At 71.9% G+C, this 19173-nt stretch carries 19 protein-coding genes; 10 read left to right on the top strand and 9 right to left on the bottom strand.

The features are described from left to right. Positions 1-916: 916 nt before the first annotated feature. Both ACZ4WZ_RS26970 and ACZ4WZ_RS26965 read right to left on the bottom strand, forming a co-directional pair. Positions 917-1225, bottom strand: coding sequence for a hypothetical protein (locus tag ACZ4WZ_RS26970; RefSeq protein ID WP_467894204.1), 309 nt, complete (start codon positions 1223-1225; stop codon positions 917-919). A gap of 21 nt (positions 1226-1246) precedes the next feature. Beyond that, complete coding sequence (locus ACZ4WZ_RS26965) at positions 1247-1978, bottom strand: DUF2625 domain-containing protein (protein ID WP_467894202.1); 732 nt, start codon at positions 1976-1978, stop codon at positions 1247-1249. 153 nt (positions 1979-2131) lie between these two features. On the opposite strand from ACZ4WZ_RS26965, the gene ACZ4WZ_RS26960 reads away from it, so the two are divergent. The 3 genes from ACZ4WZ_RS26960 to ACZ4WZ_RS26950 all read left to right on the top strand — a co-directional run bounded on the left by ACZ4WZ_RS26960 (position 2132) and on the right by ACZ4WZ_RS26950 (position 3936). Continuing rightward, entirely contained in the window at positions 2132-2653 is a 522-nt protein-coding gene (locus tag ACZ4WZ_RS26960) for a cupin domain-containing protein (RefSeq protein WP_467894201.1), read from the top strand. Beyond that, positions 2650-3048 (top strand): VOC family protein, encoded by a 399-nt coding sequence (locus tag ACZ4WZ_RS26955; RefSeq protein ID WP_467894200.1) that lies wholly within the window; start codon positions 2650-2652, stop codon positions 3046-3048. Before ACZ4WZ_RS26960 ends, ACZ4WZ_RS26955 begins: the two co-directional genes overlap by 4 nt. Before the next feature lie 120 nt (positions 3049-3168). Continuing rightward, positions 3169-3936, top strand: coding sequence for an SDR family oxidoreductase (locus tag ACZ4WZ_RS26950; RefSeq protein WP_467894198.1), 768 nt, complete (start codon positions 3169-3171; stop codon positions 3934-3936). Positions 3937-4006: 70 nt separating this feature from the next. Here the strand turns inward: ACZ4WZ_RS26950 and ACZ4WZ_RS26945 are convergent, their stop codons facing one another. Together ACZ4WZ_RS26945 and ACZ4WZ_RS26940 are read right to left on the bottom strand one after the other, a co-directional pair. After that, positions 4007-4879: a hypothetical protein gene (locus tag ACZ4WZ_RS26945; RefSeq protein ID WP_467894197.1), complete on the bottom strand. Its 873-nt coding sequence runs from the start codon at positions 4877-4879 to the stop codon at positions 4007-4009. Between the two features lie 10 nt (positions 4880-4889). Continuing rightward, positions 4890-5453, bottom strand: coding sequence for a papain-like cysteine protease family protein (locus ACZ4WZ_RS26940; protein WP_467894195.1), 564 nt, complete (start codon positions 5451-5453; stop codon positions 4890-4892). A gap of 474 nt (positions 5454-5927) precedes the next feature. Between ACZ4WZ_RS26940 and ACZ4WZ_RS26935 the strand changes: the two genes are divergently transcribed. The 3 genes from ACZ4WZ_RS26935 to ACZ4WZ_RS26925 all read left to right on the top strand — a co-directional run bounded on the left by ACZ4WZ_RS26935 (position 5928) and on the right by ACZ4WZ_RS26925 (position 9197). Further along, entirely contained in the window at positions 5928-6068 is a 141-nt protein-coding gene (locus ACZ4WZ_RS26935; protein ID WP_467894193.1) for a hypothetical protein, read from the top strand. A gap of 110 nt (positions 6069-6178) precedes the next feature. Further along, complete coding sequence (locus ACZ4WZ_RS26930) at positions 6179-7456, top strand: YcaO-like family protein (RefSeq protein ID WP_467894191.1); 1278 nt, start codon at positions 6179-6181, stop codon at positions 7454-7456. Further along, a complete protein-coding gene (locus ACZ4WZ_RS26925) occupies positions 7446-9197 on the top strand; it encodes an ABC transporter ATP-binding protein (RefSeq protein WP_467894189.1) in 1752 nt (583 codons plus the stop codon). Before ACZ4WZ_RS26930 ends, ACZ4WZ_RS26925 begins: the two co-directional genes overlap by 11 nt. A gap of 159 nt (positions 9198-9356) precedes the next feature. Here the strand turns inward: ACZ4WZ_RS26925 and ACZ4WZ_RS26920 are convergent, their stop codons facing one another. From ACZ4WZ_RS26920 to ACZ4WZ_RS26910, 3 genes are all read right to left on the bottom strand, one after another. After that, entirely contained in the window at positions 9357-9938 is a 582-nt protein-coding gene (locus ACZ4WZ_RS26920; protein ID WP_467894187.1) for a hypothetical protein, read from the bottom strand. A gap of 587 nt (positions 9939-10525) precedes the next feature. Then, entirely contained in the window at positions 10526-10912 is a 387-nt protein-coding gene (locus ACZ4WZ_RS26915) for a VOC family protein (RefSeq protein ID WP_467894185.1), read from the bottom strand. 63 nt (positions 10913-10975) lie between these two features. Further along, positions 10976-11392 (bottom strand): VOC family protein, encoded by a 417-nt coding sequence (locus ACZ4WZ_RS26910; protein WP_467894183.1) that lies wholly within the window; start codon positions 11390-11392, stop codon positions 10976-10978. Positions 11393-11692: 300 nt separating this feature from the next. On the opposite strand from ACZ4WZ_RS26910, the gene ACZ4WZ_RS26905 reads away from it, so the two are divergent. After that, positions 11693-12283, top strand: a complete 591-nt coding sequence (locus ACZ4WZ_RS26905) for a TetR/AcrR family transcriptional regulator (RefSeq protein WP_467894181.1) — start codon at positions 11693-11695, stop codon at positions 12281-12283. 98 nt (positions 12284-12381) lie between these two features. Here ACZ4WZ_RS26905 and ACZ4WZ_RS26900 read toward each other — a convergent pair whose 3' ends face one another. Then, complete coding sequence (locus ACZ4WZ_RS26900) at positions 12382-13470, bottom strand: YVTN family beta-propeller repeat protein (protein ID WP_467894179.1); 1089 nt, start codon at positions 13468-13470, stop codon at positions 12382-12384. Between the two features lie 298 nt (positions 13471-13768). On the opposite strand from ACZ4WZ_RS26900, the gene ACZ4WZ_RS26895 reads away from it, so the two are divergent. The 3 genes from ACZ4WZ_RS26895 to ACZ4WZ_RS26885 all read left to right on the top strand — a co-directional run bounded on the left by ACZ4WZ_RS26895 (position 13769) and on the right by ACZ4WZ_RS26885 (position 18008). Continuing rightward, positions 13769-15277 (top strand): serine/threonine-protein kinase, encoded by a 1509-nt coding sequence (locus ACZ4WZ_RS26895; protein ID WP_467894177.1) that lies wholly within the window; start codon positions 13769-13771, stop codon positions 15275-15277. 167 nt (positions 15278-15444) lie between these two features. Then, positions 15445-16770, top strand: a complete 1326-nt coding sequence (locus ACZ4WZ_RS26890; protein WP_467894175.1) for a hypothetical protein — start codon at positions 15445-15447, stop codon at positions 16768-16770. Continuing rightward, positions 16767-18008, top strand: coding sequence for an MFS transporter (locus tag ACZ4WZ_RS26885; RefSeq protein ID WP_467894173.1), 1242 nt, complete (start codon positions 16767-16769; stop codon positions 18006-18008). The genes ACZ4WZ_RS26890 and ACZ4WZ_RS26885 overlap by 4 nt, the downstream gene beginning before the upstream one ends. A gap of 255 nt (positions 18009-18263) precedes the next feature. Here the strand turns inward: ACZ4WZ_RS26885 and ACZ4WZ_RS26880 are convergent, their stop codons facing one another. Further along, a complete protein-coding gene (locus ACZ4WZ_RS26880) occupies positions 18264-19163 on the bottom strand; it encodes an aminoglycoside phosphotransferase family protein (RefSeq protein WP_467894171.1) in 900 nt (299 codons plus the stop codon). Between the last annotated feature and the right edge of the window lie 10 nt (positions 19164-19173).

Below are 19173 nucleotides of genomic sequence, written 5' to 3'. Positions count from 1 at the left end.
CCTGATACTGCGCCGGCCTTCTCTGTCCGCAAGCCCGACCTGAATGCTGCCGGGGGTGCGGGGATCGCGGATGCGTGACCGGAGACCACCTCACTATCGATGTCCTGCGGTACCCGGGCTCAAGACTCCGCCCGGGCGATCCTGATGGCGCGGGTTCCTCCGTTCTTCCCTCGGTGATCAACTACTTGCCAAACGGGAACTGCATACTGCTGGTGATGCTGGTACTGCTCTCCTGCGTACTGCTGGTAATGCGAACTGCTCAGTGGCCTGTGACAGCACCACTCTTCGGCAGCCAGCCCCGTCGCCCGTCCTGCGTCTGCTCTGGCTTAGAACCCCACTGCCGAACCTCCCGGTGCGCGCGCCCGCAGCCGACGCCTTCACCGAGGTACTGCTCACTTACTTCGCTGCTGGGTACTGCCACTGCGGTGGCGGCCCCTGATCACTGCGGGCCACCCGGTCCGGTCGTCAGTCCCGTCGCCGTCCTGCAACCACCCTGGCTTCGAAACTCCACCACCGCACCGTCATGCGAACTGCAACTGCGGGTACTGCTGCCCGGCAGTTCGTCTCTGCCGGGCCCTGCGGTCCTTCTTGGTTACGAGAGAAACCATACCCACACCACTGCGTAATGTCTACTGCGACCAACATAGATTTTCACGTGCTCGACAGCGAGATAATCGTCCTCGAGCAGTGATGGGTTCCGGGACGAGCCGGGGTGACGGGCCGCAGTGCGGCTAGCTGTACGGATCGCCAGCCTGATCGGCGACCGGCGCTCCCTCAGGGGGCGGGCCCCAGTCGATCTCCGTGTCCGTGTTGATCACCGCGACCCTGTCTTCCCCGGAGACGGTCACGTGGGCGCGGGCGCGGGCCGGGTCCACCGCCACGTGGGTCGTGCCGGAGACGGCGGGTCCCTTGCCGATCAGGGCGTCGGCACCGGGGGGATGCCGTTGCCGGCGCCGGTTGCCGGACCGTTGGCGAGGGCGATCAGCCGGAGCTCCCTCGACCGGGGCCAGTCGCCGGCTTCCTCCAGCGCGTGCGGGAAGGCCCGGCGCTGCTCGCCGAGGGCGGGCTTGTCGTCCCAGTCGGCGATGTGCTGCGAGAGCGGCTCCTGGGCGGCCGGGCTGTTGATCTGGCCGGAGAAGCCCGGGTTGAGCTTCTTGATCGCTGTCCCCCCGTCTCGCTCGCAGGACCTCGGCCCAGGCGCCCTACTCCGGAGCTTCGCTGACACACAGGGGCGACAGCGAACCGGTCACGCGTCGCCCAGGAAACCAGGATCGGACGGTCCCATCTGCCGGGCGAAGTCCGCTGCGACCGCGAGTACCTCGCGCATCGGCACAGGCCGCCGACTCGTGGCCGCGAGATCGGCGTGAGCCTCCTCGGACCACAGAAACGGATATACGGAAAGGCCCTGCCCGAAAGCCAGGGCCGCGGTCTCCTCACGCCAGCCGGACCAGCGCGTTCCGTCGTAGAACGTCTCGAGCCTGCCCGAGAGCAGCCAGGAGACCCAGCCGGAGTGGCCCATCTCCATCGCCTCCCATTCCAGAGTGTCGGGAGCGAAGTACGTCATCTGGCCAGGTGCCCCGGGGCGGCCGGCGGCCGCGGGATCGCCACCGTTCAACGCGAAGACCCCTCCGACAATGTCGTGGCCGACGACGAGGCCCGTCGCGGGGTGCCAGCCAGGGTCCAAGTCCGTGGGGAAACGGTTGACCTGCGCCAGGCTCGGAAGTCCCCCATCCGCGCCGGAACCCGGACCCCCGCCGAACACGCGCACCCACCCGTCGTCCACGAGCAATCCGCCGGTGTTCCACGCCAGTGCACCCAGCACCGATCGCGCGCTGACCTGCATCTGCAGAAGGCATCGGCGGCCCTCGTTGGGGTCTCCGGGCAGCACTCGGACCGGCACGGAGCTCGCCCTGAGCATCCCCTGAAGCTCCGGCCACGCCGGGTCGTCCACGTTGACCAGCTCATCGATCCCTCGCATCCGACGATGGTCGCACCTTCCGGTGTTGCCTCATCGGCGCCTGCCTGCGCCTCCGAGTGCGGCGGCTGCCGTGCGGGGCCGTCGCCGAAGGTTTGGGGGCCGGCCTCGAATGCAGCTGGTCAGGGCAGGGTTCAAGATCGTAAAGTCAGGGTCATGCCCCAGGACATACCCGCCGCGATCCCGTCCGCCGCGCCCTTCCGGCCCGTGCTGACCCGTCATGCCGACGCCGAGACCTGCGCCGACCCCAGCAGCGTGATGAGGCTGTTCGCCGACTCGGACGGCACGGCCGACGGCTTCACCAGCTATCGGTCCACCTTCGCCCAGGGGGCAGTGGGAGCACCCGCACACTTCCACACCAAGGCGACGGAGCTGTTCTTCGTGATCAGCGGATCCCTCCAGGTGCTGGTGGGTGAGGAGGTGACCGTCCTGGAGGCGGGCGACTTCCTGGCCGTGCCGCCCCGCACCGCGCATGCCTTCGCGGCCGCGCCCGGGTGTGAAGCCGACGTCCTGTTCGTGTTCACGCCGGGCATGGGCCGGTTCGACTACCTGCGCCTGCTCGGGCGGGTCATGCGCGGGGAGGCCGACCCGAAGGAGATCGCCGAGTCGGCGGAGCGGTTCGACAACCACTACGTCGACAGCCCGGTCTGGCGCGCCGCGCTGGAGACCTCGGCGTGATCGACTCCACCGTTCACGTCCGGGTGGCGCGGCCCTCGCGGAACCTGGCCGCGGCCGAACGTTTCTATGTGGACGGCCTGGGCCTGAAGGTCCTGTGGCGTACCGGCGAGCGCGTCCCGGGCGAGCACGACCTCGTCATGCTCGGCCCGTCCGACGCCGGCTGGCATTTCGAGCTGACGCACGACCCCGAGCGCCCGCTGGAGCCCACCCCGACCGTGGACGACCTGTTCGTGCTCTACCTCGGGGAACCGGCGGACGAGGAGTTGGTCGGCCGTCTGGTGGAGGCGGGCGGCACCCGTGTCCCGGCCCACAACCCCTACTGGGACGAGCACGGAGTAACGATCGCCGACCCGGACGGCTACCGCCTGGTGCTGTGCTCCCGCACCTGGAACTGAACATCCGTTGACGGCCCTGCCGTGGCCGGCCCGACGCCGGTCCCGCTGAAGGGTCTTGGCCCGGTGCGTACGCGGCCGGGGCCCACTCGCTGTTCATCACCCGCCGATCGAGAGAACGACATGAGCCTCACCGACCGCCGTGTGGTCATCACCGGTGCGGGCCGCGACTTCGGCCGCGCGCTCGCCCACCACTTCGCCGGCCTCGGCGCCGAACTCTTCCTGGCCGCACGCGGCCTGGAAGCGGCCGAGCGTACCCGCGGCGAGATCCTCGAGCGTGGCCACGACCGCGTGCACGCCTTCGCCTGCGACCTCGCCGACCCCGCCTCGATCCGCGCGTTCGCGTCGGCGGTCGGCGGTCGCACCGACCGCGTCGACGTCCTGGTCAACAACGGCGCCCGCTGGCTGGCGGGCCCCGACCTGCTCTCGGTCTCCGACGAGGACGTGGCCGACACCGTCGCGTCGGGCAGCACGGGCACCATCCTCGTGACGAAGAACCTCCTGCCGCTGCTCCTCGCCTCCGACCACCCCGATGTGGTCACGATGGTCTCGGTCTGCGGGGTGCCCGGCGCCCAGCACCCCGTGGCGCACGAGGCCTACTACGCGGCCAAGCACGGCCAGAGGGGCTTCACCGAGGCCCTCTCACGCCGCCTGCGCCCGCAGGGCGTTCGGGTGATCTCCCTGTTCCCGCCGGACTTCGACAGCGGCCGTGACCCGCTGTCCCCCGAGTGGGAGGCCACGCCGCGCTCTGCCATGGACCCGCTCGCGGCGCAGTCGGTGATCGACTGCATCACCTTCGCGATCCAGCAGCCGCGCGACTGCTACATCAGCGCCTTTCACTTCGAGTCCCTGCACCCCTCCCCCGCGGCCGGCGGCACGTCGCCGGTCTGAGCCGCAGTGGCGCGGCGGCGCCCCGCTCCGTCCGGCCGGCTGCCGGAGCGGAGTGAGGGACGGGACGGGCTCAGCGGGTGCCGGCCCGCCGGCGCCGACCGAGCACGGTGGCTGCGCCCGCGAGGGCGAGTGCCGCGCCGGAACCGCCGGCGAGGAGCAGGGTGGAGGACGTGGGATCGTCCTCCTTGGACCGGGTGCTGTAGCCGCTGGAGTAGCCCTTGGTGTCGTACTCCGAGCCGGGCAGCTTGTCGGCGTAACGGGCCTTGACCAGTTTCTGGTAGTCGCTGAGCGACACCGAGCTCTGGCCGCCCAGTCCTTGGCGGGCCTCGTCGTTGAGCGGCTCGACGGTGGTGAGCTTGAGCTGGTACCAGCCGCGGATCTGGGGCTCGGTGAAGACCAGGGTGCCGACGGTGGCCTTGGAGGCGTACGCGGCGTCGGTGTCGCCGTCGCGCACGGCCGCCAGGTGCCAGCCGCCGCCCTGGGTGGGGGCGAGCATGACGGTCGCGTTGCGGCCGTTGACGGTGGTGCTGAGCGAGGAGACCAGCTGCGTCAGCTTGACCGCCTCGGTGGGCAGTGGCCGGGCGGTGCCGGCGACGAACCCGGGGGTGATCTCGTTCCGTGCCACCGGGTCCTTGATCGTGAAGACCGGGAGTCCCTGGCACGGCTCGGCCGTTTCGGGGATCGTCTGTACCGGCTCGCCGGCGCCGCCGGTGGGCACCGGAGTGCGCAGGAAACGGCAGACCGCGTTGCGGACGTCGGTGGACTTCACCGCGTCGAGGGCCGACTGGTAGTCGGGGATGTCGGCCGGGAGGGGGTCCTTGGCCGGGGCCGCGTGGGCCGGGCCGACGACGGACAGCAGTGCGGACGCGCTCAGTGCGATGACGATGGACAGGCGGGAGAGGCGGGAGTCCGCCCGCCCGCTGGACGTTTTGGTGTCGCGCATGTCGCCTGCCTTAGCGGGAGATGCCGATGCGGGAGTGGGTCCACTTGGAGGAGCTGTTGCTCACGTAGTCGTTGTAGTTCCACCAGGTGTAGGTGGTGGTGTCCGGCCACGGGTCGGCCACGGCGATCGTGTTGTTCGAGGTGTCGAAGCCGTAGACGACGTTCATGTGGCCGCCGCCGGAGGTCCACCCGATGCGGGCGCCGATCGGCCGGGCCGCCTTCACGTCGGTGTACACCTGGTTGAACGTGGCCGCGCTGCTCAGGCCCGAGCCCGTGTGGGTCAGGCCCAGGCTGCTCCAGCCCCGGGCCATGTCGTCGAGGGTCGCGGGCTGGTTGTTGCAGCCGTAGTGGGGCTGGGCGCGGTTGCAGAAGTCGGTCTGTGTGGATCCGAACCCCTGGAACTTCGCGATGGTCAGCCCGGAGGCGACCCAGCACCACTGGGTCTTCTCCTGTTTCAGCATGGCGATGGTGTCCTGGCCCGCCTCCGCGTGGGCCGTGCCTCCCGCGGCCGCGAGCGATCCCACGGCGGCCAGCACGATGGCCGACGCAGTGGTTCCGTACCTGAACTTGCCCATGTTCCTGCCTTCCCCTGATGGGTGCAACGAGATGAAGCGGGCAATCCGACGCAGGAATATGACAGCGCATCATGTCGGTGTCACATAGGGGAATGGTGGAAAATGAGTCGTAAGGGCTAGTTGTCAGGAAATCGTGCAACTGGGGCCCTGGGAGCTGTCGCGCATCCGCGCTCCCTTCCGGCCCGGGACGCTGCCCGCGGGAATGTACGGACTTACTTCCTGTTATGAGGGGGTTTGGTGCCGTTTACCTCGGTACCGGGGGCCGGGTGCGATGCGTTTCGGAGCGTTCGGGTTCACGTCCTCAAGGGCCGTTTTCGGGCGCGCGGTTGCCCCTGGGGCTGCCCTTGCGGCCATTCTCCCGGCCGGTGGCGTACGGGAGTCTTGATCTCGGAAGGGCCCCCGCCGGGAAGCCACAGCAACCCGGCGGGACCGTCGCTCTTCCTCTCGTATCACTTCACTCACTGAGGAGTTGTCATGGGTAGCTTTGACTGGGGCCGTAACTGGAAGAAGACCGTTCTGCCGGGCACCGAGCTCACGGACGTGACCGAGGCGGAGCAGGGCGCCATCGCCGAGCTCCTCGACATCGCCGAGAGCACGGTTGTGATCAACAAGTAAGGCGTTGTACCAGCAGGCGGGCACGGGATCCTCATCCCGTGCCCGCCTGCGACGTCGCGCCGCGCGGAACCGACGCCGCGGCGCCTCCGGCGAGCAGAACACGAGCGGACATGGGTGGGAAGATGCTGCACCAGTACGGCGAACGAGAGATTCCGCTGGCGGAGTCCTGGAAGCGCGGCACGGAGGCCCTCGCCGCGCTGGGGCTGACGGCCGCGTACACCGACCTGGGCGGGGACCCGGGGGCGTGGCACTGCCAGTTGCACGAGGAGGACGGGACGCCGGTCCCCAGCCTCGCCGGGTGCGGCAAGGGCTTCGGCCAGGCCGCCAAGGTGGGGGCGCTCTACGAGGCGCTGGAACACCACCTCGCCGCCACGGTCACCATAGAACCCGCCGACGTCACCCTCCGCTCCGCGCACGAGATCTCCACCGGCCCCTTCGCGCCGGACGTCTCCTCGCTCCTCCTCTCCGCCGGCCCGGACGGGCAGGTGGCGTGCCGCAGCCATCGCGCCGTGCACGGGGACGCCACCTGCGACGTGCCGGTGTTCGTCAACTGCCCCTGGTACCTGGAGGACGAGGCCAAGGACCTGCGGTCGCGGCTGGGGGACCACTACTCCTACGGCGCCCTCGGCCGCTACAGCGTCAACAGCGGCTGCGCCACCGGCGCCACCGTCACCGAGGCCACGGTGCACGCCGTCAACGAAGTGGTCGAGCGCGACGCGTTCTCCCTGCTGCTGATCCGCACGTTCCTCGCCCCGCAGCCCACGCCGCTGACCGTCGTCGACCCGGACACCCTGCCCCAGCGGCTCGCCTCGCTCCTGAAGGCGACCGAGGAGCGCGTGGGCGCGCCGGTCGTCCTCATCGACATGACGAGCGACATCGGCATCCCGAGCTTCATGGCCTGGTCGGCCCCGCAGCAGCCCGGCATGATCCGGCGCGGCTGCGGCACGTCCCTGGTCTCCGCGTACGCGGCGGAGCGGGCGCTCACCGAGCTGATCCAGTGCGTCGCCGTCACCTCCCGCCCCGGCTACGACCACCCCGAGCGCAGCTCCCTGGAGGACTACCCGGTGCTCATGCGCTGCTCCGAGATGGACCTGCGCCCGGCCCTCGGCAGCGCCCGTACGGTTCCGTTCACGGAGACGCCGACGTGCGGCCAGCCGGAGCAGTACCTCGCGGCCCTGGTGGAGCAGCTGGCTCGGCGGGGGCACACCCCCTACGTCCGCCCCCTGCACACGTTCGCCAACGGGGTGTCCGTCGTCAGCGTCGTGATTCCCGGTCTGGAGCGGTTCGCGCTCATCACCGACGGGCGGGTCGTCGTCCCCGGGAGCCGCGGGCGGCAGGCCCAGAGGGCGGTTCCCCAGCCGGCCGGCCCGCACGCCGATGCCGCCTGACGCCCCCTCCGGCAGCAGCCTGCGCTTCCTGCTGCGCTCGCTGGCCCCCGCCAAGGCCGTCTTCGGCGCGGGAGCCGCGCTGAGCCTGGCGGGCGGGGTCGCCGGGCTCTTCCAGCCCCTCATGGCGAAGGACGTGATCAGCTCGCTCGGCGAGCACGGCCCCTCGCCGGCGCCGTTCGTCCTCCTGGCGCTCCTGGTCGTGGCCGCGGCCGTGCTGACCGCGTGCGGCGATTTCCTGCTGGAGCGCACCGCCGAGACGATCGTGCTCGGGACCCGCAAGAGGCTGATCCACCGCATCCTGTGCCTGAAGGTCGACGCGGCCGACCGGCTGCAGCCGGGCGACCTGCTCACCCGGGTCACCAGTGACGCGGCCGTGCTGCGCCAGACGGTGTCGCACGCCGTCACCCAGATCTTCTCCAGCGGCCTGCTGATCATCGGCTGCATCACCCTGATGGCGTTCACGGCACCCCTGCTGATGGCCGTCACCGCGGGCGCGCTGCTGCTCGTCGCCCTGTCGGCGGGCGTGGCACTGCCCAGGATGCGCGAGTCCGCCGCGCAGGTGCAGCAGTCCGTGGGCGCTCTGGGCGCCGTGCTCGAACCCGCCCTGAACGCGCTGCGGACCGTCAAGGCGTTCGGTGCGGAAGGGCGGGAGGCCGCCGCCGCCGAGCGAGCCGCGGAGCGGGCCTGGCGGCACGGCATCAAGGCGGCCGGCTGGCGGGCCGTCGCGGGCACCGCCATGACCGTGTCGGTCCAGACGGCCTTCCTGGCGGTCCTCGGAGTGGGCGGGGCGCAGGTCGCGTCCGGGGACCTCTCGTCCGCCGGGCTGGTGGCCTTCCTGCTGTACCTCTTCTACGTCATGCAGCCGCTGGACGCCCTGGTGCAGGCGCTCGGCACCGTCCAGGTGGGGCTCGCCGCCGTCCAACGCCTGGAGGAGCTGGACGGCCTCCCGGCCGAGGACCCGGGACCCGCGCGGACCCCGGCACCCCCGCTGCCCGTACCCCGTCCCGCCGCGCCCCTGCTGACGCTGGACGACGTCTCGTTCCGCTACGACACCGGGCACCCCGTCCTGACCCGCGTCAGTCTGCAGGTCCCGCACCGCGGGCTGACGGCCCTCGTCGGCCCGTCCGGGTCCGGCAAGAGCACCGTCCTCGCGCTCCTGGAACGCTTCCACGAGCCGGTGTCCGGGCACATCCGCATCCACGGCCGGGACGTGGCCGGACTACCCCTGCACGAGCTGCGCCGCCGCATCGGGTACGTGGAACAGGACAGCCCCCTGCTCTGCGGCACCCTGCTGGAGAACGTCTGCTACGGGCTGCCCGGCACCGACCGGGGCAAGGCCGGGGAGGTCCTGGGCAAGGTCGGCCTGACCGGCCTGCTCGACCGCCTGCCCGAGGGCCTGGACACCCCCCTGGGCTCCGGCGGCACCGCGGTCTCGGGCGGTGAGCGGCAACGCATCGCCATCGCCCGGGCGCTGGCGCGCGACCCCGAGCTCCTGCTGCTGGACGAGGTGACCTCCGGTCTCGACTCCGCCAGCGAGAAGGTGGTCATGGAGACCGTCCGTGCGGTGAGCCGGAGCACCGCGGTGGTCCTCGTCTCCCACCGCATGTCCTCGGTCAAGGACGCCGACGCCATCGTGGTCCTCAACGACGGGCGGCTCCTCGCCACCGGCACCCACGACGAACTCCTGGGCGCCAGCTCCTTCTACCGCGAACTGGCCGGCGCCTCCGTGCCGGCCGGGTGAACGGCCCGGCACCGCAGCGGTGCGCGGGCCGGTCGGGAGCCCGGCGCCCGCGGCGGCGAGCGGCCCGGCGGCCCGTCAAGGGCCGAAGACCGGATGTGGCCGTGCGCGGCGTCGACGCCCGCCCCGGGCGGGTGGGTCCGGGGCGGGGCGTCGGGCTGGTCAGGCCGGGGCCTTGTGGACCTTCCAGTCGGCGACGGTGGAGTTGCCGCGGTTGTAGTAGCCGTTGGTGCACACGTCGTACTTGCCGCCCGAGGCGGTGCTGTTGTGGTTCGTCTCCAGGAAGCCGCCGTTGTCCCCGTAGGTGTTGAACAGGTGGACGGTGTCGCCGACGCGGACGCTCTGGTCGAGCGGGCCGGAGGTCTGGGCGAAGATCCGCCAGCGGCCGGTGCCTTCCGCCCGGTCCCTGTCCTTGGAGGTGGAGACGTCGTACTTGCCGCCGGCGTTCTTCTGGCCGGTGGTGGCGTGGTTGTTGGTGTCGAGATAGCCGCCGTCGCCGCCGTAGAGGTTGCGCAGGTAGATCAGGTCACCGGTGACGACCGCGGCGCCGGCCGGCTTGCCGGAGGCGGAGAGCACCTCCCAGGTGCCCGTGCCGGTGCCGCGGTTGGGGGTGTCCGTGGTGGAGACCTCGTACTTGGCCCCGCTGTTGCCGGCGTGGCCGTTGGTGTCGAGGTAGCCGCCCTGCCAGTTGTTGTAGCCGTTCTGCAGATGGATCCGGTCGCCGTACTTGAGCTCGTTCGACATGCGTGTCCCTTCACCTGCTGGAGAGCGTCCTCCGCCTGGGCCGCCGGGGCAGCTCTCCCCGCCGGCCGTGCCGGGCGCTCGTCCCCGGCACCGCCCCAGGACAGCGCGGACCGCCGCGCGGCGGTAGGCGACGGGGAGGCAGACACGTCATTTCAGGTTGACGCGTTTATCCAGCGGGCCGGCGTCACCGCACGGGACCGCCGTACGGGGCAAATGCGGCGGGAACGGTTCCTCTGCGACCTGGTGTCCGGGCAGAACGGCGGGAAGCGGGTGCCTGTCCCTCCGGGATGGTCACCCACAGGGGTGGACTGTCGGGGCGTCGCGTTGACGCTCTCCCTGGTGTGGCCCCGGGGCCGGGCGCAGGCGTCGAGCGGTACGGCGTGGACCCCGGGCCACGGCCGAGCGCTCATCCGTCAAAGCGCCCGGGCAAGGGCGCCTGCCAGCTGATCGGCATCACGCCGCCGCTGGCGCCGCCGGCCAGCCGGACAGGACCACCTGTGTGCCCGGGCGCGGCCGGCCTTGGCCGGCGGCGTGTGCGCGTTGGAGGGGGAGGGTGGCTGGGCGGGAGGGGGCTGGACGGCTGGGGGTCAGACGGCGGGGGCGGCCGACTTCTCGTTGACGCCGATGACGTAGCCGTCGAGGTCGCGGAAGTAGAACAGGCGCATGCCGTTGTGTTCGGCGAGGGGCTTGACGATCTCGGCGTGCCGGGCGATCCGGTCGTACGCGGCCTGGAGGTCGTCGACGCCCAGGTAGTGCATGCCGGCGAAGCCGATCGGGGTGTCGGCGAGGACGGGCAGCCAGTTCTTCAGCTCCGCGTTGCTGTAGAGCATTCCGCAGAACTCGCCGCCGTAGAACAGCATGTGGATGTCGTCGCCGGCCTTGGCCCCGCTGGAGTCGGTGGTGAAGCCGAGCTGCTCGTAGAAGGCGATGCTGGCCGCGGTGTCCTTGACGCTGAAGCAGGGTGCGTAGCCCATGGTGGTTCCTCGCTGTGGTGCCCTCGTGCGGGCGGGGGGTGGGGTGAAGTGGGTCGGGTCTGGTTACGCGTCGGGGGTGTAGGCGCCGTCGCTGATGCAGAAGGGCTGGCCGGAGGGGTCCAGCAGGACCGTCCAGTGCTCGCCGCCGGGCTGGTGGCCCGGCTTGGTGGCGCCCAGCTCCAGCAGGTGCTCCTCGGCGGCGGCGACGTCGTCGAAGGCCAGGTCCAGGTGGAAGGGCAGCTCTTCCTCGGGCCAGTTCGGCGCCTTGAAGTCCCGGGCCGTGTAGAAGACGTACGCCGTGGCGCCGTCGGTGACGTAGAACGCGGTGGGCACGCCGTGCTCGTTCGGGAACTCCTGGGCGACCTTCCAGCCCAGAACGGCGGCGTAGAACTCCGCGAGCGCCCGGCCGTCGGGCCCCCAGAACGCGTACGACGTCACGCGGCCAGTGGCAGCGGGGCGTGCGGCATTGCCGGTCTTCATCAAGATCACTCCATGGGTACGGGACCGCGTCGTCAGCGTGTGGCGGCGGCAAGAGAGGGGGGAAGGCATCGCGAGCGGGCCCTGGGCGGGTCGACCTCGTCTTGAAACAGTACATACGTAATGTACATCCGTACTAGATGGCACGCAAATCGGGCATATCGCTCCCCGAAGCGCCGAGGGAGGGGGCGCAGGCCTGGGTCTGTAGCTGCTGTAGGCCTTGTCTCGGCGGCGCGCGCCTCGGGCGGGGAGTACAGTACGCATGTACTGGATTTCTCCTCGCAGCTCTCAGGAGTCGCCACCGTGCCCCAGGACGGTCCCGCTCGTCGCCGCCGCGATCCCGAACGCCGCATCGCGGAGATCGCCGCCGCGACCGGCCGCGTCATCGCCGACCGCGGCATCGAGGGGCTGACCCACCGGGCGGTCGCCGAGGAGGCCGGCGTCCCGCTGGGCGCCACCACCTACCACTTCAAAACCAAGGACGACCTCATCCAGGCCGCCCTCCAGCAGGCGTACGAGCGCTACGCCGCCATGCTCCACGACTGGGTCGCCCAGCGCCCCGACCTCACCGCCCACCAGCTCGTCGTGCTGCTCACCGACGCCCTCATGAGCTACTTCGGGCCCGACCGCGACCGCGCCTACGAGGTCGTCGAGCTGGAGCTCTACCTCGCCGCGCTGCGCCGCCCGGCCCTGCGCCCCCTGGTCGACCGGTACACCGAGGCCACCGTCAACGCACTGCTCCCCTACACCGACCCCGTCACCGCCCGCACCGCGACCGCGGCCATGAACGGGCTCAGCCTGCAAGGCCTGGCCGCCTCCCGGCCCCCCACCCGCACCGAAGTCGAGGACGTCCTCGCCCGCATCCTCACGCCCAACCCCGCACTCCCCGCCTGACGACCCGAAGCCCGCCGGCCGCGCAGACGTACCGATGGGGCACCGCTCGGCGGTGCCCCATCGGCCGCGCGCGCCGCTGTGGGCGTCGTACGCGCTGCTTACGGGCGGTCCTTGCCCTTGCCGTTGCCGGACCCGGTGAGGACGGCCACCCCGACCGGACCGTCGCCGGCGGCGAAGGTGTCGACCACCGTGTCGGTCTCGGTGTTGATCACCGAGACCGTGTCCGATGCCGAGTTGGTGACGTAGGCGCGGGCGCGGGCCGGGTCCACCGCCACGCGGGCCGGCTCGTCGCCGACGGCGAGGGTGCCGACCACCGCGTTGGTCTCCGTGTTCACCACCGTCACCGAGTCGTCGTCGAAGTTGACGACGTAGGCACGGTCACGGCCCGGGTCCACCGCGACCCCGGTGGGGCTGGTGCCGGTGGGGACGGTGGTGACCACCGCGTTCGTCTCCGTGTTGATGACCGTCAGGTTGTTGCTGCTCTGGTTGGTCACGTAGGCGCGGGCCCGGTCCGAGTCCACCGCCACGTCGAACGGGCCGTCACCGGTGGGGACAGTGTCGACCACCGTGTTCGAGTCGGTGTTGATCACCGATACGGTGTCGTCCTCCCGGTTGGACACGTAGGCGCGGGCGCGGGCCGGGTCCACCGCCACCCCGAACGGGGAGGCGACGGGGATGCTGGTGACGACGGTGTTCGTCTCGGTGTTGATGACGGAAACCGTCTCCGAGGCGGCGTTGGTCACGTAGGCGCGGGCCCGGCCCGGATCGACGGCGACCTGCTGGGGGGCACTGCCTACCGTGATGGTGGTGATCACCGAGTTGTTGTTGGCGTTGATCACCGAGACGTTGTCGCTCTCGCGGTTGGTCACGTAAGCGCGTGCCCGTCCCGCGTCCACCGCCACGTCAGCCGGCGTGTCACCGACGGGGATGGTGGCGATGATCGCGTTGGTGAGGGCGTTGATCACCGAAACGGAGTCGGTTTCGAAGTTGGTCACGTACAGGCGGCTGACCGTCTTCGGCTTCGGCTTGACCACGGCCGCCTGCGGGGCGACGGCCGGCACCAATGCCGTGCTCATCACCGCCAGGGTGCCCACCAGCCATGCGCGGCGCCTGAGCCAGGACCGGGGCTGTCTCCTCTCCTGGCTCCCGGCCTGTGCTGCGTCGTGGCTGTCGGGGGTTTCGGGCATCGCTTCTCCTGAGTCGTGGCCTGGGGACGGCACGGCCCGCCGTGTGGCGGGTGCCGTGCAGCATCCTCAGCCGGGTGCGACGCCTCGGCCAGGCGGGCGTGGCCATACGGGGTGGTAATACCTGGATCGGCCCCCTGTGTGGTCCGGGGCCGGGCCACGGTGTGGTGACGCGCGGTCCTCGGCGGACCGGCCCTGTCCCGCTGCCGCCGCACCTGCTGACCCCGCCGGGCATGTCATCTGGTCGGCGATGCAGGAGACGGCCGTCAGCGGGGCCGGGCGCATGGGTTAGGTTCCGGGCGTGACTCACGATCGCGGAGGACTGCTGGGCGGCCGGTACCGGCTGGCCGAACTGCTCGGCCAGGGCGGCATGGGGACGGTCTGGCGGGCCCATGACGAGCAACTCGACCGGGAGGTCGCCCTCAAGGAGCTCAGGCTCCCCGACGACCTCGACGCCTCCGGGCGCAAGGCCTGGATCGGCCGCCTCGACCGCGAGGCGCGGGCGGCCGCCAGGCCGAAACACCCGGGGGTCATCACCGTCCACGACCGGATAGCCGGCGATGACGGCCGCCCGTGGATCGTGATGGAACTCGTCCACGGCCGGTCACTGGACGATCTGATCAAGGAGGACGGCCCGCTCCCGCCGGCCCGGGTGGCGGAGATCGGTCTGCAGGTCCTGGACGCGCTGCGCGCCGTGCACGCCACGGGTGTCACGCACCGGGACATCAAACCCGCCAACGTGCTGCTCGAAGGTGACCGGGTGGTGCTGACCGACTTCGGGATCGCCGCCGTGGAAGGCGAGCCCGGTCTGACCAGGTCGGGGGCCCTCATGGGGACCCCCGTCTACATGTCCCCGGAGCAGGTGCGCGGGCTTCCGGCGACCGCCGCCTCCGATCTGTGGTCGCTGGGCGCGACGTTGTTCACCGCCGTGGAGGGAAACCCTCCGTTCAGCGGCTCCGGTTCCTGGGCCGTCTTCGTCGCCATCGCCACCGAGGAGCCCGCCACCGCCGTGCGCGCCGAGGAGCTCGCGCCCGTGCTGGCGGGCCTGCTCCGCAAGGACCCGGCGCAGCGCCTCACCGCCGATGAAGCGTACGGCCTGCTCGCCGGGCCGGCGGGCAGGGCCGGGCCGTCCCGGCCGGACCCCGTGCCGGCATCCGCGTCCACGCTGCGGCTGGGTGCGTCGCCGGGAGCCGGCCCGGGTGCGGAACCGGTGGTCCCGACGGCGCCCGGCCCCGCCCGCCGCGTCCGGTGGAGGTACGTGCCGGGTCTGGCGGTGGTCTTCGTGGCGGCCGTGCTCGCGATGCCCTGGTGGTTACCGGCGGCCGGGTCCACCGACGACGACGCCGGCCGCGGCCGCGCGACCGGCTCCACGACGCCCGCCCACCGCTCCCCGTCGCCGTCATCGTCTCCCCCTTCCGCCTCGCCCACGCCGGCTGCCTCGCCCAGTCCCAGCCCCACCCCCACGCCCGAGTCCACGCGCACCCCCCTCGACCGCCAGGCCGTCGAGCGCGTCTTCGCGGTCTACATGAACGGCCTGGCCGACCACGACATGACCTCGCTGCGCCGGGGCACCTGCCCCCGGCTGCGCTCGACCCTGCTGGGATTCGTCCTCAACGGCTATTACGTGGACCGCTGGGAACTCCAGCCCTACGAGATCCCGCCGGACCGGGACGAGCTCAGCGTGGAAGCGAGGATCACCCGTCGGGACCCCGTGACCGGGAAGCTCGCGGGCGACGTCCTCAACCAATGGATCATCGAGCGGGACGCGGACCAGCAGTACTACGTCTGCGGCTGGCTCAACGAGGAGTGACCCGAGGGGCGGGTGGGCCCTGAACCGCCCTGCCACGCTTGCCAGAGACAGGCAATAATGTTTGCCGTTGTTGACAACTCGCTTTCCGTGCTGGGTTAATGAAGCGCCATACTGTTGCCCGAATTGGCAACTTCGGGCGTGGCTTCTGAGCACGAGGAAGGCAGCGCATGGAGAACGCAAGCCCCCACCGGATCCTGATCGTGGGCCTCGACCGCTACGGCATGCGGGCATGCGTCCGCCTCGGCCTGGAGGTCACCGTCGTCTGTGGCGCGGCCACCTGGGAGCAGGGGCACATCGCGATACCGGACGAGGTCACGGTCATCCGCGTCGACGACCACACCAGCGCCGAGGCCGTGCTCATGGCGCTCGCCCGCGCCGGGCTGACCTCCGGGTCCTTCGATGCCGTGTACACCACCGCCGAGGACTCCCTGGTGATGGTCGGTCTGCTCGCCGCCCACCTCGGTCTGCCGGCCGTGCCGCCCGATGTCGCCGTGCGCTTCCGGGACAAGGCGGTGCAGAAGCGGGAGATCAGGGCGGCGGGCCTGGCCACGGCGGAGACCGTGGTCGTCGACGACGTCCACGACGTCGCCGGGATCACCCGGCTCCCTTCGGACCGGGCCGTGCTGAAGCCGGTCGCGGGAGCGGCCACCGAGCGGACCACCGTCGTGTCCTCGGTGGCGGAACTGCGCGGCCGCAGCGAGGAGTACCGGCGGCAGGGCACCGCTCAGCGCACCTTCGTCCTGGAGGAGTTCGTCCGGGGTGAGGAATGGATAGCCGACGGCGTGGTGTTCGAGGGCGAGCTGCTGTTCTGCGCGCTCGGCCGGTACGGCGACCCCTGCCTGACCGCCGTCGACAGCGGACGCCCGCTCAACTTCCGCCACTTCGACCCCGCCGAGGAGGACTGGGCCTACGACCGGGCCCTTCCCGTGGTGTCGGCCTCGCTCGCGGCGCTGGGCCTGCGGGACGGGATGTTCCACATGGAGCTCTTCCACGACCCCGGGACCGGTGCGCTCACCTTCGGCGAGTGTGCCGCGCGCCGGGGCGGCGCACTCGTTCAGGAGGTGGTGCACGCGAAGTTCAACGTCGACCTGGCCGCGTGCGCCATCCAGGTCGCGCTCGGACGGCGTCCGGAGATCGACGTCAAGATCCGCCCGGGAGCCATCGGCGGCGCGTACCTGACCGCCGGTGCGGGGCTGCTGCTCGACTGTCCCTCGGCGGACCAGGTCATGGCGCGGCCGGGGGTGGAGTTCGTCCGGATCGAGCGGCCCGTCGGCGCGCACACCCCGGCCGTCGCCGGTACGAACCACCGGATCGGCCAGTTCATGGTGGCGGCGGACACCCCCGAGGAGCTGCAGCGGCGGTTCGCCAAGGTGTGGGACTGGTTCGGGCCGCAGGTGAGGATCGTCCCGGACGGGCTCACCCCGCGCGAACTGCGCGCGCTCCAGCCCGCGCTGCGCCCCGGTGTCCGCTTCGGGGACGCGCTGTGGCGGTGACGACGAGCGTGCCCGGGCCCGCCCGGGGCGGCGGCCTGCGCAGGCTGCTCCCCGCATCGCCGGCGCAGCGCGTCCTGACCTTCGCCACCTTCGCCAACAGCTTCGGCGGCGGGATGTTCACCACGGCGAGCGCGCTGTACTTCACGCGCGTCGTGGGGCTGCCGGCCGGGCAGGTCGCCATCGGCCTGTTCGGCGGGGCGATGGCGGGCCTGATCGCCGGGGTCCTGGTCGGACGGCTGGCGGACCAGTGGGGACCCAAACGGGTCCACGTCACGGTCATGCTCTGCGGCGGGGCGGTGATCTCCTGCTTCACCCTGATCGGTTCCTTCTGGTCCTTCCTGGCGGTCTCCCTGGTCGCGGGGATGATCATTCCCGCGGACGTGGCCAGCAAGGCTCCGCTCATCCGCGGGGTGGCCGACGGGAACCCCACGGTTCTCATCGGCTACCTGCGGTCGGTGACGAACCTGGCCCTCGCGCTCGGCTCGGTCGCCGCCGGCTTCGCGATCCAGATCGACAGCCGGCCCGCGTACCTGGCCCTGGTGGTCTGCCGGGCCCTGGCCTACGTGAGCTGCGGCCTCATCCTGCTGCGGCTGCCGAGGATCGCGGCCGGCGCCGGGAAGCGGGAACGGGGCTGGGCCGCGCTGCGCGACCGCACCTACCTCAGCGCCACGCTCGCCAATGCGGTGCTGTCGCTGAACTACGCCGTGTCCGGGTTCCTGCTGCCGCTGTGGATCGTCGCGCACACGAGCGCGCCCCGGTGGGTGGTCTCGGCGGTCCTGGTGCTCAACATGGCCTTCGTGGTGCTGCTCCAGGTCAAGGTCAGCCGGGGGGTGCACGACGTGCACGCGGCCGGTCAGCGCATGGCCTGGGCCGGCGTGGCATTCGCCGCCGGGCTGACGCTCATGGCACTGGCCGACGGGCCCTCCCGCTGGACGGCGACGGGGCTGCTCATGGGCGGCATGGCCGTCTTCGCCCTCGGCGAGCTCTGGTACGCGGCCGCCTCGACCCAGTACTGCTTCGGGCTCGCGCCCGCCCACCTGCAGGGGCAGTACGCCGGGGTGTTCGGGCTGGGCAGCGGGGCCGTGCAGGCGGTCGCCCCGGCGGTGATGAGCCTGCTGCCGCTCGGAATGGGGCTGCCCGGCTGGCTGGTGCTGGGCGCGCTCCTGCTGTTCGTCGGCCTGGGCAGCCGGCCGCTGGTGGCCCGGGCGGGCAGGACCGGGCCGGCGGCATCGGCCTGAACGGCCGCCCGCGGAGCGGGGTGGACGACCTACGCGGCGGACGCGGCCGACACGGCGGACGCGGCGCGACGGGAGCCGGGCCGGAGGGAGGACCTCCGGCCCGGCTTCCGCGTGGGACGCCGCCTGCCGCCCCCGGACGCCGCGTCGGGCCGCACCCTCGGGCGCCGGCAACGCCCCGCGCCCCACGCCGGATCCCCGCCGCCCGACCGCCCGGGAGGGCCGGCCGGCGACGGGGACCGCGGGCGGAGGGGGACGTCAGGAGCGGTGGTGGTCGGCGATCGCCTCGGCCGCCGCGCGGTGGCCGGTGCGTGCCAGGACGGGGTTGAGGCCGCCGCGGTAGTAGTGCTCCGCGGTGAGCCCGAAGCGCAGGGCCCAGCCCCGCCCCCGGGCCCACGTGGCGTCGTCCACGCCGGCCGCCTCGCGGAAGGCGTCCCGGGTCTCGGCGGTCAGCAGGGTCCAGGCCGCCATCAGATCGCACGCGGGGTCACCGACGCCCACGAGCCCGAAGTCGATGACGGCCGTGAGCCGGCCCTGGCGGCCGAGCAGGTTTCCCGGCAGCAGGTCGCCGTGCAGCCATACGGGTGCGCCCCGCCACCCCGGCGCCCGTACGGCCGCCTCCCAGGCGGCCGTCGCCGCCCCGGCGTCGTGCGTGCCGTCGGCGCCCAGGTCCCGGATGGCCGCCCGGACCTCGTCGTCGGCGGTGTCCACCCGACCGCCGCGGAACGAGCGCGGTGCCCCGGCGGTGCCGACGCGGTGGAGCGCCGCGAGGAAGCGGCCCAGCGCGACGGCAGCGTCCTGGAGTCCGCTTCCGGCGAGGGGCCGGTCGTACAGGTTCTCGCCGTCGAGCCAGCGGTACACCGACCAGGCGAACCCGTACCCCTCACCCGGCGCCCCGTGCCCCAGCGGCACGGGCACCTCCAGGGGCAGGTGCGGGGCGAGGTGCGGCAGCCACCGCTGCTCGGCGCCGACCTGCCCCGCGGCATCGGGCATGCGGGGGAGCCGTACGGTCATGTCCTCGCCCAGCCGGTACATGGCGTGGTCCGTACCGGCCGAGGCCACCTTCCGTACGGGCAGTCCCGCCCACTGCGGGAACTGCGCCGCGATCAGCCGCTCGACGAGCGACTCGTCGATCCCGGCCCCGTCACGATTGGTCACACCGGTCACC

The sequence above is a fragment of the Streptomyces sp. NPDC029122 genome (assembly GCF_055569445.1).
The sequence above is the reverse complement of the archived record's forward strand: the minus strand, read 5'-3'. Positions and strand labels throughout refer to the sequence as shown.

Excerpts from the sequence above, each read along its gene's own strand:
- ACZ4WZ_RS26965 (WP_467894202.1), bottom strand. The coding sequence starts at position 1,978 with ATGCGAGGGATCGATGAGCTGGTCAACGTGGACGACCCGGCGTGGCCG.
- ACZ4WZ_RS26960 (WP_467894201.1), top strand. The coding sequence starts at position 2,132 with ATGCCCCAGGACATACCCGCCGCGATCCCGTCCGCCGCGCCCTTCCGG.
- ACZ4WZ_RS26950 (WP_467894198.1), top strand. The coding sequence starts at position 3,169 with ATGAGCCTCACCGACCGCCGTGTGGTCATCACCGGTGCGGGCCGCGAC.
- ACZ4WZ_RS26945 (WP_467894197.1), bottom strand. The coding sequence starts at position 4,879 with ATGCGCGACACCAAAACGTCCAGCGGGCGGGCGGACTCCCGCCTCTCC.
- ACZ4WZ_RS26940 (WP_467894195.1), bottom strand. The coding sequence starts at position 5,453 with ATGGGCAAGTTCAGGTACGGAACCACTGCGTCGGCCATCGTGCTGGCC.
- ACZ4WZ_RS26935 (WP_467894193.1), top strand. The coding sequence starts at position 5,928 with ATGGGTAGCTTTGACTGGGGCCGTAACTGGAAGAAGACCGTTCTGCCG.
- ACZ4WZ_RS26930 (WP_467894191.1), top strand. The coding sequence starts at position 6,179 with ATGGGTGGGAAGATGCTGCACCAGTACGGCGAACGAGAGATTCCGCTG.
- ACZ4WZ_RS26925 (WP_467894189.1), top strand. The coding sequence starts at position 7,446 with ATGCCGCCTGACGCCCCCTCCGGCAGCAGCCTGCGCTTCCTGCTGCGC.
- ACZ4WZ_RS26920 (WP_467894187.1), bottom strand. The coding sequence starts at position 9,938 with ATGTCGAACGAGCTCAAGTACGGCGACCGGATCCATCTGCAGAACGGC.
- ACZ4WZ_RS26915 (WP_467894185.1), bottom strand. The coding sequence starts at position 10,912 with ATGGGCTACGCACCCTGCTTCAGCGTCAAGGACACCGCGGCCAGCATC.
- ACZ4WZ_RS26910 (WP_467894183.1), bottom strand. The coding sequence starts at position 11,392 with ATGAAGACCGGCAATGCCGCACGCCCCGCTGCCACTGGCCGCGTGACG.
- ACZ4WZ_RS26900 (WP_467894179.1), bottom strand. The coding sequence starts at position 13,470 with ATGCCCGAAACCCCCGACAGCCACGACGCAGCACAGGCCGGGAGCCAG.
- ACZ4WZ_RS26890 (WP_467894175.1), top strand. The coding sequence starts at position 15,445 with ATGGAGAACGCAAGCCCCCACCGGATCCTGATCGTGGGCCTCGACCGC.